The organism is Pseudomonas sp. NPDC089918 (assembly GCF_050280605.1).
In the GTDB taxonomy this organism is placed as follows: Bacteria; Pseudomonadota; Gammaproteobacteria; order Pseudomonadales; family Pseudomonadaceae; genus Aquipseudomonas.
The window spans coordinates 1-17,033 of the sequence record NZ_JBNNVP010000071.1; the positions used below are offsets into that span (position 1 = coordinate 1).

Sequence of the window (17,033 nt, forward strand, 5' to 3'; positions counted from 1 at the left end):
CTGGCCATGGAGCTGGGGGACCGAGTGTATGCACGCTCGGTGCAACAGCATGGGCAGATCACGCCGCGAATGGCCGAGGAAGGGATGCGGGTGTTTGATGCTTATCTTGGGTTGTATTTGCCACCCTATCTGCCCAAGCGCGAAGTGCTTTGATCGTTCCCACGCTCTGCGTGGGAATGCAGCCCGGGACGCTCTGTGTCCCAAAAGCCGAACGCGGAGCGTCCGAAGAGGCATTCCCACGCAGAGCGTGGGAACGATCAGGGCTCACACCCTCCAGGGTTGTTGTTTACGCACGCGCTTACAACTTGGCGATCGACACCTCGGTGGATTTCACAAACGCGATTACTTCACTGCCGACCACCAGTTCCAGCTCTTTCACCGAACGGGTGGTAATCACCGAAGTGACGATGCCGGAGGCCGTCTGCACGTCGATTTCCGACAGCACGTCACCCAGCACGATTTCCTTGATCGAGCCTTTGAACTGGTTACGAACGTTGATGGCTTTGATAGTCATGATGTTGATTCCTGTCGTTGGATGAATCTTTAAGTTATTGCGCCCAACGCAATTGCGTAGGCAGTGGTGAAACAGGTTCCGGTTCCGGCGGTTGGCCAGGCAGGGACAGCACGCGGTTGAGCACTTCGGTTTCCAGCGCCGCCAGCCGATGAGAGCCACGGACCCGAGGGCGCGGCAGTTCCACATGCAGGTCGAGGCCGACTTCCCCCTCTTCAATCAGAATCACCCGATCGGCAATCGCCACCGCTTCGCTGACGTCGTGGGTCACCAGCAACACGGTGAAACCATGCTGTTGCCAGAGCCGTTCGATCAGTTGCTGCATTTCGATTCGGGTCAGGGCATCCAATGCGCCCAGCGGTTCGTCGAGCAACAGCAAGCGCGGTTGATGGATCAACGCGCGAGCCAGGGCCACACGCTGCTTTTGCCCGCCGGACAACGCTGCCGGCCATTCGTTGGCGCGATCCGCCAGGCCGACGGCTTCCAGCGCTTCCAACGCTTGCGGCCGCCAGTTGCCCTTGAGCCCGAGACCGACGTTGTCGATGATCTTTTTCCACGGCAACAGACGCGCTTCCTGGAACATCAGTCGAGTGTCTTCCCGCGCATCACTCAGTGGCGCTGCGCCTGCAAGCAGCTCACCCCCCGTGGGCTTGTCGAGACCGGCGAGCAAGCGCAGCAAAGTACTTTTGCCGCAGCCGCTACGCCCGACCACCGCCACAAACTGCCCGGCCGGAATGTGCAGGTCGATTTCACGCAGCACCTGCCGTGAACCGAAGGTTTTTTGCAGCTTGCGCACCACCAGCGGAATACCGCGCAGCAGGCGTGGAGGTTGTTGAGCCGTCATGCAGCACCTCCCTTGGCAACCTGATAAGCCGGATGCCAGCGCAGCCACACGCGTTCAAGCCCACGCGCCGCAAGGTCGGCCAACTTGCCGAGCACTGCGTACAAAAGAATCGCCAGCACCACTACGTCGGTCTGCAAAAACTCCCGGGCATTCATCGCCAGGTAGCCAATGCCGGAGCTGGCGGAAATGGTTTCGGCGACGATCAGGGTCAGCCACATAAAGCCCAACGCGAAACGCACACCGACCAGAATCGATGGCAGCGCACCCGGCAGGATTACCTGACGAAACAGGCTGAAACCAGACAGGCCATAACTGCGCGCCATCTCCACCAACGCTGGATCGACGTTGCGAATGCCGTGATACGTGTTGAGGTAAATCGGGAACAACGTACCCAACGCCACCAGAAAAATCTTCGCCGACTCGTCGATGCCGAACCACAGGATCACCAGCGGAATCAACGCCAGATGCGGCACGTTGCGGATCATCTGCACCGAACTGTCGAGCAGGCGCTCGCCCCATTTCGACAAGCCGGTGATGAAGCCCAAGGTCAGACCGATGCCGCCGCCAATGGCGAACCCGAGCGCCGCGCGCCAGCCGCTGATGGCCAGGTGAGTCCAGATTTCACCGCTGCTGACCAGGCTCACACCGGCTTCGATCACCGCGATCGGCGCCGGCAGAATCCGCGTCGACAACCAGCCCGCCGACACCGACAACTGCCACACCGCCAGCAACAAGACCGGCAGCGCCCAGGGCGCGAGGTTGTGGATGATTTTCTTCATGGCGGCGCCTCAGCTCTGGGACGCGGCTTTGGGAAGAATGTCGTTGGCTACCATCTCGCCGAACGGGCTGACGTAACCGGCGCTTTTCGGCAGTTCCGGACGCTCGATATCCAAGTGCGGGAACAGCAACTCAGCCACCCGATAGGACTCTTCCAGGTGTGGATAACCGGAGAAGATGAACGTATCGATGCCCAGGTCAGCGTATTCCTTCACCCGAGCGGCCACGGTCGGGCCATCGCCGACCAGCGCCGTACCGGCACCGCCGCGCACCAGACCAACACCGGCCCACAGGTTGGGGCTGACTTCCAGATGGTCGCGACTGCCACCATGCAACGCGGCCATCCGTTGCTGGCCGACCGAATCGAAACGCGCCAGAGACGCCTGGGCACGGGCGATGGTGTCATCGTCCAGATGCGAGATTAGTCGATCGGCCGCTTGCCATGCCTCGGCATTGGTTTCGCGAACGATCACATGCAGACGAATACCGAAGCGCACAGTGCGACCGAGCTTCGCGGCTTTGGCACGAACCTGCTCGATTTTTTCTGCCACGGCGGCCGGTGGCTCGCCCCAGGTCAGAACCATTTCGACCTGCTCTGCCGCGAGGTCTTGGGCGGCTTCCGACGAGCCACCGAAATACAGCGGCGGGCGCGGTTGCTGGATCGGCGGATAGAGCAACTTGGCGCCCTTCACGCTGATGTGCTGACCGTCGTAATCAACGGTTTCACCTTCCAGCACCCGGCGCCAGATACGGGTGAATTCCACCGAGGCCTGATAGCGCTCTTCGTGACTGAGGAATAAACCGTCGCCGGCCAGTTCTTCCGGATCGCCACCGGTGACCAGGTTGAACAGCGCACGACCGCCGGACAGACGATCCAGTGTCGCGGCCTGACGCGCCGCCACCGTCGGGGAAATGATCCCGGGGCGCAGGGCGACAAGGAATTTCAAACGCTGGGTCACCGGGATCAGCGATGCGGCCACCAGCCACGAGTCTTCGCAGGAGCGACCGGTGGGAATCAGCACCCCGCCAAAGCCCAGACGATCCGCCGCTTGCGCGACCTGTTGCAGGTAACCGTGGTCGACGGCGCGAGCGCCTTCAGCGGTGCCAAGGTAATGGCCATCGCCATGGGTAGGCAGGAACCAGAAGATATTAAGGCTCATGGAGTGGTCTCCTCAGGAAATCGAATTACGGCGCTTTGGCCACGGCGGTGGGTGGCGTCCAGATCACGTCTTTGATGCTCAAGGGTTTGGGAATCAGCTTGAGCTGGTAGAAGCTGTCGGCGATTTTTTGCTGGGCAGCGACTACTTCCGGCGTAAGGAACAGCGCGCCGTAGCCTTGGCGTTTCACCGAGGTCAGGGTGATGTCCGTTGGCAGGCCGAGCAGCGGCGAAACTTGCTTGGTCACGTCCTCGGGATTGGCCTTGGACCATTCGCCAACCGCGCGTACTTCTTCCACCAGAGCCTTGATCACTTCAGGATTTTTCTGCGCGTAAGGTTTGGTCGCCAGGTAGAACTGGTGGTTGTCGACGAGGCCTTTGCCGTCGCGCAGAGGGCGTGCTTGCAGTTGCTGTTCGGCGGCGGCCTGGTACGGGTCCCAGATCACCCAGGCATCGACGCTGCCACGCTCGAATGCAGCGCGGGCATCGGCTGGCGGCAGGAACACGGTCTGAATGTCGGTGTATTTGAGGCCGGCATCTTCAAGCGCACGCACCAGCAGGTAATGCACGTTGGAGCCTTTGTTGAGCACGACTTTCTTGCCCTTGAGGTCCTGCACCGATTTGATCGGCGAGTCCTTCGGCACCAGGATCGCTTCGCTGTGGGGCGCTGGCGGTTCATAGGCAACGTAGAGCAAATCGGCACCGGCCGCCTGAGCGAACACGGGCGGCGTTTCACCGGTGACGCCAAAGTCGATGGAGCCGACGTTCAGGCCTTCGAGCAGTTGCGGGCCACCGGGGAATTCAGTCCATTGCACGTCCACGCCTTGGGCGGCGAGGCGTTTTTCCAGAGTACCTTTGGCTTTGAGCAGCACCAGAGTGCCGTACTTTTGATAACCGATCCGGAGGGTCTCGGCTTGAGCTTGAGTAATGGCGCCGAAGGTTACAGCCGCAGCAAACAGAGCGACCAGACCACGACGCAAAATGACAGGGCGCATGGCGCTCTCCTTTTTGCAGTTGGGTTTTGGCTGCACCTGCTTGCCCGTTAGCGGGCCAGTAAGGTGGAGTACTTCAAATTCGGGTGTGGCTTGAGGACTGGCTTAAATGCTCCAGCGAGCACTCAACAAACGTTCGTTCAACAGGTTCGGATCGAGCGGCTTGGGCCGACGAGCCATGGCGCTGAAAAACTGCTCCAGCGCTTCAAACAATCGTTGCGCAAGCTCCGGCGCCAACTGTGCCTGCGCGCTGCCTTCGCCGTAAGCGATCTGGCTGTCCACGGCGAAAATCCCCTGCAGCATTTCCTGGGCTTTCAACGCTGACAGCACCGGTTTGAGCGCGTAATCCACCGCCAACATGTGGGCGATGCTGCCACCGGTAGCCATCGGTAAAACCACCTTGTGGCTCAAGGCGCGTTCGGGCAGTAGATCGAGCAAGGTTTTCAACGCACCGGAGAACGACGCTTTGTAAACCGGCGTGGCGATCAGCAAGCCATCGGCGTTTTCAATCTGTTGCAACAGGTCGATCACTTTCGGGCTGTCGAAGCGGGCATGCAGCAAATCTTCGGCCGGGAAGTCCCGTACCTGGTAACTCACCACCTCCACCCCTTGCTCTTGCAACCAACGTCGCGAGCGCTCCAGCAAAACTCCGGAACGGGAGCGTGGACTGGGACTGCCACCGAGTGAGACGACCAGCATTCAGACATTTCCTTGAGCGGTATTGGCGATTCGCGGCTTGCGATCTCGCTTCGATGGAGTGACCTTAACAGCTGATTTATATATCCATAAATCATATTTATTCATTTGGTTATGCATTGTAGATCTATGCAAAACTGCTTTTTCCAGGCAAAAAAAAGGCCGTAGAAACGGCCCAAAATCCCCTGCTTTATGGATGACATGAAATTTTCACTGGCCGGTCTGCCGCCTTCGCGGGCAAGCCCGCTCCCACAGGGTTTTAGGTCTGCCACACATCTCTGATCCTTCCCAATCCACTGTGGGAGCGGGCTTGCCCGCGATAGCGATTTTAGCCACACCGCAAAATTCGGATGATTACCTGTTCGGCTGTGGCGTCAGGCGCAGGTACGGCTTCACCGCGCGATAACCCTTGGGAAAACGTCGTTGGATTTCATCTTCGTCCTTAAGCGACGGCACGATCACCACCTCATCACCGTCTTGCCAGTTGGCCGGGGTGGCCACTTTGTAGTTGTCGGTGAGCTGCAGCGAATCGATCACCCGCAAAATTTCATTGAAGTTACGGCCGGTACTCGCCGGGTAAGTAATCGTCAGCCGAATCTTCTTGTTCGGATCGATCACGAACAGAGAACGCACGGTCAGGGTGTCGTTGGCATTCGGATGGATAAGGTCATACAGGTCGGACACTTTGCGGTCCGCATCGGCGAGGATCGGGAAGTTGACGATGGCGTTCTGGGTTTCGTTGATGTCCTCGATCCACCTGTGATGCGAGTCCACCGGGTCGACCGACAGAGCAATGGCTTTGACGCCGCGCTGGGTGAATTCATCCTTGAGCCTGGCGGTGAAGCCCAGCTCGGTGGTGCACACCGGCGTGAAGTCCGCCGGATGGGAAAACAACACGCCCCAGCTATCGTCTAGCCATTCGTGGAAACGGATAGTGCCGGCGCTGGAATCCTGTTCGAAATCGGGGGCGATATCGCCAAGTCTGAGGCTCATGCTGCTGCTCCTTGTGAGTGCTTGTTGAGCCCAACTGTGCCTGCGTTCCATAGAGATTAAAAAGAATAAATATCGATTTGTTTAGATCATAATTGAATATTAAATATCTGTTCACTGGACCTGAATGCACATGAGGACGAACATCGCCGACAAGGTTCGAGAAGGCCTTGAGTTGCTGCAAAGAGGGGAATTTCAAGGAGGGTTTACGGGGGTGAGCCCTCCTTGAAAACGCAAAAGCCCCGCCCGGCGTGATGCCGGGCGGGGCTTTTTTACGTCGGTTACGCGAGCGCTGTTACAACAGCGGGATCGAGTAGCTGACGATCAGACGGTTTTCGTCCTGGTCGCGCTGACCTGGGACGTCGTTGCGCCACATGGCGTTTTTCCAGGTGAAGCCCAGGTTTTTCAGCGGACCTTCTGGCACTACGTAAGCCAGGGTCAGGTCGCGTTCCCACTCGGAACGGCCGGAACCGTTCTCGCGACCATTGGTACCCACGGTATCAATGTTGTCGCCACGCAGGTAAACGATGCCGGCTGTAGCGCCTGGCAGGCCAACCTTGGCGAAGTCATACGAGTAGCGAGCTTGCCAGGTACGTTCGCCGGCACGGGCGAACTTGGCGATCTGGCTATCGGTAGTGATGTAAGCCGACGAGCCGTCACCCTGGTTCAGCCAAGGGAAGTCGCTGCTGCCATTGCTGACCTGATAACCGCCGCCGAAGGTGTGACCGGCAACGGAGTACAGGAACAGGCCGCTGTACAGGTTGTTGTCGACTTTACCGCGACCGGAACGGAAACCCTCATCGTTACCGGAGCTGAAATAAGCCGAGTCGTGACCGTTGGCACCGTCATCGGAGCTGTTGAAGTAACGCAAGTCAGACTTCAACACACCAGGACCGATCGACCAGTTGTGGACCAGGCCCAGGAAGTGTTGCTTGTAGAAGTCTTCCAGGTTGCCGTAGTAGTACTGGGCAGTCAGGTCTTTGGTGATTTTGTAGTCACCGCCACCATAGATGAACTTGTTGCTGTCACGGAAGCCAGTACCGCGCGTATTCGCACCAGCGATCGACAACTCTTCGTTGTTGCTGGAGTTACGGCCCTTGACGTGCTCGATCTGACCACCGACCAGTGTCAGGTCTTTGATTTCGTTCGAGGTGATCTGGCCGCCCTGGAAGGTTTGCGGCAGCAGACGACCGTCGTTGGTCACGATCACCGGCAGTTTTGGCTGCAGGGTGCCCAACTTCAGTTCGGTCTGGGATATCTTGGCTTTCGCAGTCAGGCCCAGGCTGGAGAAGTTATCAACCGCTTCGCCGTTGGATTTGCTCGGGAACACAGTGCCGCCGTAAGAGGCAGGAGTTGCGCCGTTGGTGCCGCCGCCCGAATCCAGACGGATGCCCAGCAGGCCAATGGCATCAAGACCGAAGCCAACGGTGCCTTGTGTGTAGCCCGAGGTGAAACGCAGGTCGAAGCCTTGGCCCCACTCTTCGTTTTTGCTCTGAACATTGGAAGCAGTTCTAGCTGCCGAATCGCGGTTATCGGTGTTGATGTAGAAGTTACGCAGCCCCAATGTAGCCTTGCTGTCTTCAATGAAACCGGCGGCGCCTGCCTGCTGCGCCAAAACCCCTACGGCCACAGCCAGGGCCAAGGTGGACTTCTTCATTGTTTCGCTCCTCTCGTTCTAATTTTTGTGTTCTTTGGTCTCGGGTCTAACGCCCCAGATCCACAGATGCGCGATTAGCACTGGTCCGTGACTGACAAGTCAATCGTAACCATGTGTGTCTACGACCAAGGTCTAACCGCCGTGATTTGGTCCCTGCAGGGTAATGATTTCCTCATAAACCCAAAAAGAATTATTTCATCCTTTTTCATACCATTTAGGAATATAGCTCTCGAGCAATGATCCGAACCGAGACAAAAGGTATCGGCTCATAAGCTAATTCCTAAATGGTATTTATTCGCCTTTTTTTAGATCGATTAGCGTTTACGTATTCCCCATACGTCAATCACTTTCGAAAAGGCGACGCCATCATGGCCAAACGCGCACTATCTAGTCAATTTGTTACAGTTTGTATATCGCTGATATTTTCTTTTTCCGCCCAGGCGGCGACTCTCACGGTCGGTTATCAAACCGGTATCGACCCCAGCAAAGTCCCTCAGGCTGATGGTGTTTACGAGAAAACCATTGGCCAGAAAATCGATTGGCGACGTTTCAACAGTGGCCCGGAAGTGGTCACTGCCATTGCCTCCGGCGATGTGCAGATTGGCAACCTCGGTTCAAGCCCACTGGCGGCGGCCGCTTCGCGCAACCTGCCGATTGTCGCGTTCATTGTTTCGGCTCAGATCAACGCTGCCGAAGCCCTTGTGGTGCGCAACGGCAGCGGCATCGATAAACCGGAAGATCTGATCGGCAAGACCATCGCCACGCCCTTCGTTTCAACCTCCCATTACAGCCTGCTCGGCGCGCTGAAGCATTGGGGGCTGGACGCCTCGAAAGTCAAAGTGGTGAACCTGCAACCCGTCGAAATCGCCGCAGCCTGGAAGCGTGGCGACATTGATGGGGCGTTTGTCTGGTCGCCGGCGCTGGGGGAAATCCGCAAGACCGGCAAGACCTTGACCGACGCGGCGCAGGTCGGCCAATGGGGCGCGCCGACCTTCGAGGTGTGGGTCGCTCGCAAGGATTACGCCGAGAAGCATCCTGAGGTCGTGGCCAAATTTGCCAAGGTCACTCTGGACTCCTTCGCCGACTATGCCGCCCATAAAGACAGCTGGACCGCCGATTCGGTGCCGGTGCAGAAAATCGCCAAATTGACCGGTGCCAATGCCGCCGATGTGCCGGAGCTGCTGGCCGGCTCCGCATTCCCGGATGCCAAGGCACAACAGACCACCGCGCTACTGGACGGAGGCACAGCCAAGGCGATTGGCGAGACGGCGAAGTTTTTGAAGGAGCAAGGGAAGGTCGAGACGGTGCTGCCGGATTATTCGCCGTATGTCAGCGCGAAATTCGTCACTGAGTAAAACGCAAAACCTGTGGCGAGGGAGCTTGCTCCCGCTGGAGGCCGGAGGACTCCCCAATCCAACAACGCGGTGAATCAGTCATAACGCGTTCGCTGGTTTTGGGGCCGCTTCGCTGCCCAGCGGGAGCAAGCTCCCTCGCCACAAATGCCAACACAGACAGTGGCAATCAGAGGGCTTTTTCGAAGATCTTCGAATTACGCTGATAGTTGTAAAGCGAAGCCCGCGCCGACGGCAGGCGTTCGACGCTGCTCGGCACGAAGCCCCGTTCACGGAACCAGTGGGCGGTCCGGGTCGTCAGTACGAACAAGGTTTTCAGCCCCTGGGCCCGGGCGCGGGTTTCGATGCGTTCCAGCAGTTCATCACCGCGACCGCCATGGCGGTACTCCGGGTTCACCGCCAGACACGCCAACTCCCCAGCATCCGAATCGGCAATCTGATACAGCGCCGCGCAGGCGATGATCATGCCTTCGCGTTCGACCACACTGAACTGCTCGATCTCACGCTCCAGCACCTCGCGGGAACGCCGTACCAGAATGCCCTGCTCTTCCAGCGGGCTGATCAAGTCCAGCAAACCGCCGACATCCTCGATGGCCGCCTCACGCACAACCTCGAATTGCTCCTGGGCCACCAGCGTACCGCCACCGTCACGGGTGAACAGTTCGGTCAGCAACGCGCCATCTTCGGCGTAGCTGACGATGTGACTGCGCGCCACCCCGCCCCGGCACGCTTCAGCGGCCGCATCCAGCAGCTCGGCTTGATAGTTGCTGCCCAAACGCTGCAAATGCGCCGGCACCTGTTGCGGGCGCAATTCGCGGACCAGCCGGCCATTTTCGTCGATCAAGCCCAAATCGGCGCCGAACAGCAGCAGCTTGTCCGCCCCCAGATCGATAGCTGCACGGGTGGCGACATCTTCACACGCGAGGTTGAAGATCTCACCGGTCGGCGAGTACCCCAATGGCGACAACAGCACGATGGAGCGTTCGTCCAGCAGGCGATTGATGCCCTTGCGGTCGACACGGCGCACTTCGCCGGTGTGGTGATAGTCGACACCTTCAAGTACGCCGATCGGCCGTGCAGTGACCAGATTGCCGCTGGCCACCCGCAGGCGTGAACCCTGCATTGGCGATGAGGCCATGTCCATGGACAGCCGCGCTTCGATGGCGATGCGCAGTTGACCGACCGCATCGATCACGCACTCAAGCGTCGCCGCATCGGTGATGCGCATGCCATGGTGGTAATGCGGGGTCAGGCCGCGAGCAGCGAGGCGTGTTTCAATTTGCGGACGCGAACCGTGAACCAGCACCAGACGCACACCCAGGCTGTGCAGCAGCACCAGGTCGTGGACGATGTTGCCGAAGTTCGGGTGCTCCACGCCGTCGCCGGGCAGCATGACGACGAAAGTGCAATCGCGGTGGGCGTTGATGTAAGGCGAAGCGTGACGAAGCCAATTGACGTATTCGGGCATGAACCTGGGCCTGTAATAAATAGCAGCCGAAAAAAGGGTAAAGCAGTAAACGCACAGCGGGCTGATGGTTATCGTCGGAACAGGCTTGGCGACACGCGCGCTCTCCTCATGAATACGGGTTGGGACACTGGCAATTTATACGTTTAGTCAGCCAAAACACAGAACCTGTGGGAGCGGGCTTGCTCGCGAAGGCGGCGTATCAGACACATTAATATCAACTGACACTCCCTATTCGCGAGCAAGCCCGCTCCCACATGGGTTGCGCTCAACTGACCGGCATCGCCGTTTTGGCCGGTGTCAGGCAGTAATGTTCAATCAGTTGACGTAATAGATGCACGGTAGGCTGCAAACGTGACATTTCGAGGTATTCCCCCGGTTGGTGTGCGCAGGCGATGTCGCCCGGTCCCAATACCAGTGTTTCACAACCAAGACGCTGAAGATAAGGCGCTTCCGTGCCGAACGCCACTGCTTCGGCGCGATGGCCGGTGAGCTTTTCGGCAACCCTCACCAATTCCGAGTCCTCGGCCTGCTCGAAGGGTGGCACTTCGGGGAACAGCGGCGCGTAATCGATCTTCACCTTGTGCCGTTCGGCAATCGGATTGAGCTTCTGCAGAATCGCCGCGCGCAGCGCTTTGGGGTCCATGCCCGGCAACGGACGCAAGTCGAACTCCAGCGAGCACTGGCCGCAGATTCGGTTGGGATTGTCGCCCCCATGGATGCAGCCGAAGTTAAGGGTCGGCTGCGGCACGCTGAACTGCGGGTTATGGAATTCGCGCTGCCACGCCAGGCGCAGGCCGCGCAATTCGCCCATGGCGTCGTGCATGGCTTCGAGGGCGCTGTGGCCCAGACGCGGGTCCGAGGAATGGCCGCTCTGACCGAGGATGTCGATGCGCTCCATCATCACGCCTTTGTGCATCCGGATCGGCTTCAGCCCGGTCGGCTCGCCGATCACCGCGGCCCGGCCCAGCGGACGTCCGGCTTCGGCCAGAGCGCGAGCGCCAGACATCGAGCTTTCTTCATCGCAAGTGGCGAGGATCAGCAAGGGTTGCTTGAACGGTTGGTCGAGCAAGGGTTTGACGGCTTCGATGACCAAGGCGAAAAAACCCTTCATGTCGCAACTGCCCAAGCCGACCCAACGACCGTCCACTTCCGTCAGTTTCAACGGGTCGGTCTGCCACAACGCCTCGTCGTAGGGCACTGTATCGCTGTGACCAGCCAGCACCAGGCCGCCGGGACCGGAACCAAAACTGGCCAGCAGATTGAATTTGCCGGGGCTGACCTGCTGGATATCGCAGGTAAAACCCAAGTCCCCGAGCCATGTCGCCAACAAGTCGATGACCGGCCGATTGGTTTGATCCAGGCTGGGCTGGGTACAGCTGACAGACGGTGCGGCGATCAGCGCAGCGAACTGATCTTTCATGGACGGCAAAGGCATCGCTGACTCCCAACTCCCGAATTGAAGTCCATCATAGAACCATCCGACGACAGGAATAAACCGCCGCGACGCGTCACCAAGCGTCAACAGCCCCTATCTCGAATGAGTCCTGTACACTGCACGACCTTGGCAGCCACACATTCCCCCGGCTGCGCTCCCGATCCTGGATTTTCCGGCCATGCAGAAAGAAACCGAAATCAAACTCCGCGTCAGCCGCGAAACCCTCGCCGCCCTGCGCGAGCACCCGCTACTCAAGAAACGCAACAAAAGTGGCTGGGAACGCCGTGAGTTGATGAATCAGTACTTCGACACGCCTGAGCGCGACCTGGCCCGCGCCAAGGTTGCCCTGCGCCTGCGCCGCGATGGCGAAGAAGTGATTCAGACCCTCAAGACCCGTGGCCAGAGCGTCGCCGGTCTGTCCGAGCGCCACGAGTACGACTGGAATTTGCCCAAAGCCAAGCTCGACGTTAAGAAACTCGACGGTGAATGCTGGCCCGAAGAGCTGGCCGAGCTGGACAAGAAAACCCTGAAAGCCATCTTCACCACCGATTTCGTTCGCGAACGCGCGGAAATCGCTTGGGGTCGTGGCAAAACCAAAGTGGTCATCGAAGCCGCGCTGGACCTGGGCCACGTGGTGGTCGGCAAGCAGAAAGAAGAAATCTGCGAGCTGGAACTGGAGTTGCGCGAAGGCGAACCGGCCGCGCTGCTGGAGCTGGCCGCCGAACTGGCTGCAACACTGGCGCTGATGCCGTGTGACATCAGCAAGGCCGAACGCGGTTATCGCCTGTTCGACGCCAACAGCTACTCGCTGAGCTTGCCGGCACCGCAGATCACCGCCGAAATGCCGCTGGACGATGCGTTCGCCGCCCTGAGCTGGCATTTGCTGAGCAGCAGCCAGCGTCTGGCCGAGCAGTATCGCTTCAATGGCCACTGGCGCCTGTTGCAGGACTGGGTCGAGAACCTCGCTGAAATGCGCGCGCTGATCAGCAGCCTCGGTCAGGCCGCACCGCGTCAGTCGACTCACGATCTGCGGGTCGCGCTGGATGCCCTGCTGGAAGACTGGCGCCCGCTGGTACAAGCCGGCCTGGACGACGAAGACGTGCGCAAAGCCGCACCAGAGCAGTTCCTCGAAGAGCTGGAAGACCCACGTTGGGGCCTGTTCTCCCTGAACACTTCGCGCTGGCTGCTGGCCCGCACCTGGGCCGCCGATCGCAACGTCCGCGGTAATCGCCAGGGCGCTGCACAACTGGGCAGCTGGCTGCCGCGCATGCTGGGCGAAGAAGCCAACTCGCTGCAATTGCAGCGTTATCAGCAACAGCCGGAAGACCTGGCCGAGCAACTGCCGCGTATCGAGCGCATCCAGGCCTGGCTGCACCATGCCCGCAGCGTACTGGAGATCCCGGAAATGGATCGCCTGTACGGTGAGCTGAACAAACTGACGCAACTGGCCAACGAACCGATCACCGATGAATCGCTGGATGCGCGTAAGCACCAGGCGATTGCGGTGTATCAGAATCGCGCCTGGAAGACTTTGCTGCGTCTGTAAGACCCTGTGGCGAGGGGGCTTGCCCCCGTTGGAGGCCGAAGGACTCCCAAAACCAGCCAACGCGGTGCATCAGGCATAACGGGTTGGCTGGGTTTACGACTGCTTCGCAGCCGAACGGGGGCAAGCCCCCTCGCCACAAAAGCCTTCGAACATCCTCAGCGCAACACCGGCAAACTCGTCGTGGATTTGATTTCCGACAAAGCCACGATCGAGTTGACCTCCTGAATCCCCGGCACCATCGACAGCTTCTCGAAGAAGAAGCGCTCATAAGCCTCGATGTCCGCCGTGACGATCCGCAGCAAGAAATCCACCGACCCCATCAGCACATAGCATTCCAGCACTTCGGGAAAACCGCGAATCGCCTCGGTGAACTCGGTGAAGTTCGAACGTCCGTGGGCGTTGAGTTTGATCTCGGCGAAGATCTGCGTGTTAAGGCCGATTTTCTTGCGGTCAAGCAATGTCACCTGACCACGAATGATCCCTTCTTCCTTCATCCGCTGAATCCGCCGCCAGCACGGCGACTGCGAGAGCCCCACCTGTTCGGCGATCTGCGCGCTGGAGAGCGAAGCGTCCTCTTGCAGCAACGCGAGAATCTTGCGGTCGTAGCCATCCAGCTCGCTATGCATAGAAAAACCTATAGTGGGTACTAAATCGAATTGATCGATTCGATAAATGATCAATAAGCCCAATCATAGATAAGAAATGCCCGGCACCGAATGTAAAAATTCCTCCAGTGATTTTGGAGCCCGACCATGCCGCATTTAGAAGCCGTGAACACCCCGCCCGCCCGCGCCGATGTCTGGAACGTCAGCAACGCCCACTGCCGCGTTCACTATCAATTACTGGCCGAGGCCGAGCCGGATCTGCTGTGTCGGGCGCTCAATCTATTCGCCTTGCAGTTTCTGACGCCGCAGCAGGTCAACGTGCAGCGCATGGACGATCTACTGTCGGTCGATATCGTCATGGACGGCCTGAGCTGGCACCGTGCTCAAGTGATCGCGGAAAAATTACGTAACCTGATCAGCGTCTGCTCGGTGAACCTGCAAGCGGCTGATTCTGCGTGGGAAGAGCCGGCTCAGGCGGCAGGCTGAAAAGAAACGACATGCCTTGGTCGGGTAGTGGCCCAACGGTCTGCGGGTGCGCGACTATCCTTTGCGAACGGTTGTTCAAAAGGAGCCCGCATGTCCGTTCAACTCGCCACTCAGGACCGCTGGCTGGACCTCAATGATTTGCTGCGTGAATTGGTCGCCCAAGGCTTCATCAGCCAGGATTCGGCCGAGCACGCGCTCAACGCCCGCCGCCGTCACGCCATAAATGGTCAGCAGCACCCGCTGGAATTCATCGCCAGCCAACACCTGGACGACCTCAGCCGTCCCGGCAAACACCTCGATCTGGAAAGCCTGACGCTCTGGCTGTCTCAGCGGGCCGGTCAGCCTTACTTGCGCATCGACCCGCTGAAAATCAATGTCGCGGCCATCACGCCGTTGATGTCCTATGCCTTCGCCCAACGCCACAAGATTCTGGCGGTATCCATCGACCGCGACGCCGTCACCGTGGCCAGCGCCCAGCCCTTCGTCAGCAGCTGGGAAGCCGACCTGACCCACGTGCTGAAGGTGCCGATCAAGCGCGTAGTGGCCAACCCGGTGGACATCCAGCGCTTCAGCGTGGAGTTTTTCCGCCTGGCTAAATCGGTCACCGGCGCCACCAACGCTGATCAACAAATAAGCACCCTGGGCAACTTCGAACAGTTGCTCAACCTCGGCGCCAGCGACCAGGAGCCGGACGCCAACGATGCGCACATCGTCAACATCGTCGATTGGCTGTTCCAGTACGCGTTCCAGCAACGGGCCAGCGATATCCACATCGAACCCCGGCGCGAGCAAGGCACGGTGCGCTTTCGCATCGACGGCGTGCTGCACAACGTCTATCAATTCCCGCCGCAGGTGACCATGGCCATCGTCAGCCGCCTGAAAAGCCTGGGGCGGATGAACGTCGCAGAAAAACGCAAACCACAGGACGGCCGGGTCAAAACCAAAACCCCGGATGGTGGCGAAGTCGAGCTGCGGCTGTCGACATTGCCGACGGCGTTCGGCGAGAAGATGGTCATGCGGATCTTTGACCCGGAAGTGCTGCTCAAGGACTTCGATCAGCTGGGTTTTTCCGCCGATGACCTGCGTCGCTGGCAAGACATGACCCGCCAGCCCAATGGCATCATTCTGGTGACCGGGCCGACGGGTTCAGGCAAGACCACCACGCTGTACACCACCCTGAAGAAACTGGCGACGCCGGAGGTCAACCTCTGCACCATTGAAGACCCGATCGAAATGGTCGAGCCAGCGTTCAATCAGATGCAGGTCCAGCACAACATTGACCTGACCTTTGCCGCCGGCGTGCGCGCACTCATGCGGCAGGACCCGGACATCATCATGATTGGCGAGATCCGCGACCTCGAAACCGCCGAGATGGCGATTCAGGCAGCACTCACTGGCCACTTGGTGCTGTCGACGTTGCACACCAACGACGCCCCGAGCGCCATCAGCCGCCTGCTGGAGCTCGGCGTGCCGCATTACCTGATCAAGGCCACGGTGCTCGGGGTCATGGCCCAGCGTCTGGTCCGGACCCTCTGCCCGCATTGCAAGGCGCCATTAACTTTGGGCGAGGACGACTGGCAAACCCTGACCCGGCCTTGGCAAGCGCCACTGCCAGGTAATGCACAACGCGCCATCGGTTGCCTGGAATGCCGCGAAACCGGCTATCGCGGCCGCGCCGGGGTGTACGAAATCATGCAACTGACTGACGGCATCAAAGCGCTGATCAACCCTGATACCGATTTGCTCGCGGTCCGCCGTCAGGCCTTCAAGGAAGGCATGCGCAGTTTGCGCTTGTCGGGGGCGCAGAAAGTGGCGGCGGGTTTGACCACGATCGAAGAGGTGTTGCGAGTGACGCCGCAGAGTGAGCAGAAGTAGGCCATTTCAACCGCTATACACTCCTTGTTTGTAGCAGCTGCGAAGCCTGCATTCCTCGTAGGCGAGCCGACTAACGTCACGGAACTCGATTGGGTTATTGGCAATCAAAGCCCGCAGTTAAAACCCAGTGGAGTCACCTTTTATGCGTCTCAAACTTGCTGTCGCTACTTTCGCCGTGTTGTCCCTTCAAGTCGGTTCGGCGATGGCTGATGACAGCTTTTTGCGTAACGTCCTTACGTCCGGTGCCACCACCGGTACCTCCTACCTGACCTCCAGGGATCACAAGCTGGTCGTCGCCGCCCAGGACGACGCCGGCAGCTTTGTCGCCAGTGACGGCGCCATTCGCGGCCCGTACCTGGAAGCCGCCATACAGAAAGTCCGTGCCGACAACCCTGGCCTGCAAGCCACGGACATGGAACTGGCGAACGCCATCCTGGCGAAGAATGCCATCGCCTCGAAGTAAGGTTCGTTGCTGAACAAGATGCCGCTCTCATGAGCGGCATTTTTTTGCCTGAAATGCGATCCATTGTGGGAGCGGGCTTTTGTGGCACGATGCGCTCATCAGTTCAGGCCAACGTCACGTTCCAGGTCCAGGGCTTCTTCGGCGTTGCCGAGATCGGCGGGCGTGACGTTCGGTGCTTGC

Annotated in this window: 16 protein-coding genes and 1 pseudogene; 6 read left to right on the forward strand and 11 right to left on the reverse strand. The window is 59.2% G+C overall.

The window, feature by feature from the left end; genetic code table 11:
* A pseudogene (locus tag ACQKPC_RS29025) lies at positions 1-153 on the forward strand (TetR/AcrR family transcriptional regulator); the annotation flags it as partial.
* Between the two features lie 145 nt (positions 154-298).
* On the opposite strand, the gene ACQKPC_RS29030 reads toward ACQKPC_RS29025, so the two are convergent.
* The 8 genes from ACQKPC_RS29030 to ACQKPC_RS29065 form a co-directional block, all read right to left on the reverse strand.
* A complete protein-coding gene (locus tag ACQKPC_RS29030) occupies positions 299-514 on the reverse strand; it encodes a TOBE domain-containing protein (RefSeq protein WP_003229256.1) in 216 nt (71 codons plus the stop codon).
* 34 nt (positions 515-548) lie between these two features.
* The gene (ssuB, locus tag ACQKPC_RS29035; RefSeq protein ID WP_427628073.1) at positions 549-1,355 is read right to left on the reverse strand and encodes an aliphatic sulfonates ABC transporter ATP-binding protein; all 807 of its coding nucleotides are present in this window, start codon (positions 1,353-1,355) and stop codon (positions 549-551) included.
* The gene (gene ssuC, locus ACQKPC_RS29040) at positions 1,352-2,134 is read right to left on the reverse strand and encodes an aliphatic sulfonate ABC transporter permease SsuC (protein WP_367373369.1); all 783 of its coding nucleotides are present in this window, start codon (positions 2,132-2,134) and stop codon (positions 1,352-1,354) included. Before ssuC ends, ssuB begins: the two co-directional genes overlap by 4 nt.
* Positions 2,135-2,143: 9 nt before the next feature.
* Positions 2,144-3,292, reverse strand: a complete 1,149-nt coding sequence (gene ssuD, locus ACQKPC_RS29045) for an FMNH2-dependent alkanesulfonate monooxygenase (RefSeq protein WP_008067973.1) — start codon at positions 3,290-3,292, stop codon at positions 2,144-2,146.
* Positions 3,293-3,317: 25 nt separating this feature from the next.
* Complete coding sequence (locus ACQKPC_RS29050; RefSeq protein WP_427628075.1) at positions 3,318-4,283, reverse strand: sulfonate ABC transporter substrate-binding protein; 966 nt, start codon at positions 4,281-4,283, stop codon at positions 3,318-3,320.
* Between the two features lie 102 nt (positions 4,284-4,385).
* Positions 4,386-4,979, reverse strand: a complete 594-nt coding sequence (gene ssuE, locus ACQKPC_RS29055) for an NADPH-dependent FMN reductase (protein ID WP_007899466.1) — start codon at positions 4,977-4,979, stop codon at positions 4,386-4,388.
* Between the two features lie 351 nt (positions 4,980-5,330).
* Positions 5,331-5,969, reverse strand: coding sequence for a peroxiredoxin (locus ACQKPC_RS29060; RefSeq protein WP_427628077.1), 639 nt, complete (start codon positions 5,967-5,969; stop codon positions 5,331-5,333).
* Positions 5,970-6,261: 292 nt separating this feature from the next.
* On the reverse strand, positions 6,262-7,623 hold the full coding sequence (locus ACQKPC_RS29065) for an OprD family porin (protein ID WP_427628079.1): 1,362 nt from the start codon (positions 7,621-7,623) through the stop codon (positions 6,262-6,264).
* A 368-nt stretch (positions 7,624-7,991) separates the two neighbouring features.
* Between ACQKPC_RS29065 and tauA the strand changes: the two genes are divergently transcribed.
* Positions 7,992-8,978, forward strand: a complete 987-nt coding sequence (gene tauA / locus ACQKPC_RS29070) for a taurine ABC transporter substrate-binding protein (RefSeq protein WP_427628081.1) — start codon at positions 7,992-7,994, stop codon at positions 8,976-8,978.
* A 166-nt stretch (positions 8,979-9,144) separates the two neighbouring features.
* Here tauA and argA read toward each other — a convergent pair whose 3' ends face one another.
* Together argA and argE are read right to left on the reverse strand one after the other, a co-directional pair.
* Positions 9,145-10,443, reverse strand: a complete 1,299-nt coding sequence (gene argA, locus ACQKPC_RS29075) for an amino-acid N-acetyltransferase (protein WP_007899457.1) — start codon at positions 10,441-10,443, stop codon at positions 9,145-9,147.
* A 265-nt stretch (positions 10,444-10,708) separates the two neighbouring features.
* Entirely contained in the window at positions 10,709-11,878 is a 1,170-nt protein-coding gene (gene argE, locus ACQKPC_RS29080; protein ID WP_427628083.1) for an acetylornithine deacetylase, read from the reverse strand.
* 178 nt (positions 11,879-12,056) lie between these two features.
* Here argE and ACQKPC_RS29085 point away from each other — a divergent pair, with 178 nt between their 5' ends.
* Positions 12,057-13,424 (forward strand): inorganic triphosphatase, encoded by a 1,368-nt coding sequence (locus tag ACQKPC_RS29085; protein ID WP_427628085.1) that lies wholly within the window; start codon positions 12,057-12,059, stop codon positions 13,422-13,424.
* A gap of 155 nt (positions 13,425-13,579) precedes the next feature.
* On the opposite strand, the gene ACQKPC_RS29090 is transcribed toward ACQKPC_RS29085, so the two are convergent.
* Positions 13,580-14,050, reverse strand: coding sequence for an Lrp/AsnC family transcriptional regulator (locus tag ACQKPC_RS29090; protein WP_018927598.1), 471 nt, complete (start codon positions 14,048-14,050; stop codon positions 13,580-13,582).
* Positions 14,051-14,176: 126 nt separating this feature from the next.
* Here ACQKPC_RS29090 and ACQKPC_RS29095 point away from each other — a divergent pair, with 126 nt between their 5' ends.
* From ACQKPC_RS29095 to ACQKPC_RS29105, 3 genes are all read left to right on the forward strand, one after another.
* Complete coding sequence (locus ACQKPC_RS29095; RefSeq protein WP_007899446.1) at positions 14,177-14,515, forward strand: hypothetical protein; 339 nt, start codon at positions 14,177-14,179, stop codon at positions 14,513-14,515.
* Positions 14,516-14,605: 90 nt separating this feature from the next.
* Entirely contained in the window at positions 14,606-16,390 is a 1,785-nt protein-coding gene (locus ACQKPC_RS29100; RefSeq protein ID WP_427628087.1) for a GspE/PulE family protein, read from the forward strand.
* A 142-nt stretch (positions 16,391-16,532) separates the two neighbouring features.
* Entirely contained in the window at positions 16,533-16,853 is a 321-nt protein-coding gene (locus ACQKPC_RS29105; RefSeq protein ID WP_008076034.1) for a DUF2388 domain-containing protein, read from the forward strand.
* Positions 16,854-17,033: the final 180 nt, after the last annotated feature.

Excerpts from the sequence above, each read along its gene's own strand:
- argA (WP_007899457.1), bottom strand. The coding sequence starts at position 10,443 with ATGCCCGAATACGTCAATTGGCTTCGTCACGCTTCGCCTTACATCAAC.
- ACQKPC_RS29090 (WP_018927598.1), bottom strand. The coding sequence starts at position 14,050 with ATGCATAGCGAGCTGGATGGCTACGACCGCAAGATTCTCGCGTTGCTG.
- ssuC (WP_367373369.1), bottom strand. The coding sequence starts at position 2,134 with ATGAAGAAAATCATCCACAACCTCGCGCCCTGGGCGCTGCCGGTCTTG.
- ssuE (WP_007899466.1), bottom strand. The coding sequence starts at position 4,979 with ATGCTGGTCGTCTCACTCGGTGGCAGTCCCAGTCCACGCTCCCGTTCC.
- ACQKPC_RS29100 (WP_427628087.1), top strand. The coding sequence starts at position 14,606 with ATGTCCGTTCAACTCGCCACTCAGGACCGCTGGCTGGACCTCAATGAT.
- ACQKPC_RS29085 (WP_427628085.1), top strand. The coding sequence starts at position 12,057 with ATGCAGAAAGAAACCGAAATCAAACTCCGCGTCAGCCGCGAAACCCTC.
- ssuB (WP_427628073.1), bottom strand. The coding sequence starts at position 1,355 with ATGACGGCTCAACAACCTCCACGCCTGCTGCGCGGTATTCCGCTGGTG.
- ACQKPC_RS29095 (WP_007899446.1), top strand. The coding sequence starts at position 14,177 with ATGCCGCATTTAGAAGCCGTGAACACCCCGCCCGCCCGCGCCGATGTC.
- ACQKPC_RS29065 (WP_427628079.1), bottom strand. The coding sequence starts at position 7,623 with ATGAAGAAGTCCACCTTGGCCCTGGCTGTGGCCGTAGGGGTTTTGGCG.
- ACQKPC_RS29060 (WP_427628077.1), bottom strand. The coding sequence starts at position 5,969 with ATGAGCCTCAGACTTGGCGATATCGCCCCCGATTTCGAACAGGATTCC.
- argE (WP_427628083.1), bottom strand. The coding sequence starts at position 11,878 with ATGCCTTTGCCGTCCATGAAAGATCAGTTCGCTGCGCTGATCGCCGCA.
- tauA (WP_427628081.1), top strand. The coding sequence starts at position 7,992 with ATGGCCAAACGCGCACTATCTAGTCAATTTGTTACAGTTTGTATATCG.
- ACQKPC_RS29030 (WP_003229256.1), bottom strand. The coding sequence starts at position 514 with ATGACTATCAAAGCCATCAACGTTCGTAACCAGTTCAAAGGCTCGATC.
- ACQKPC_RS29105 (WP_008076034.1), top strand. The coding sequence starts at position 16,533 with ATGCGTCTCAAACTTGCTGTCGCTACTTTCGCCGTGTTGTCCCTTCAA.
- ACQKPC_RS29050 (WP_427628075.1), bottom strand. The coding sequence starts at position 4,283 with ATGCGCCCTGTCATTTTGCGTCGTGGTCTGGTCGCTCTGTTTGCTGCG.
- ssuD (WP_008067973.1), bottom strand. The coding sequence starts at position 3,292 with ATGAGCCTTAATATCTTCTGGTTCCTGCCTACCCATGGCGATGGCCAT.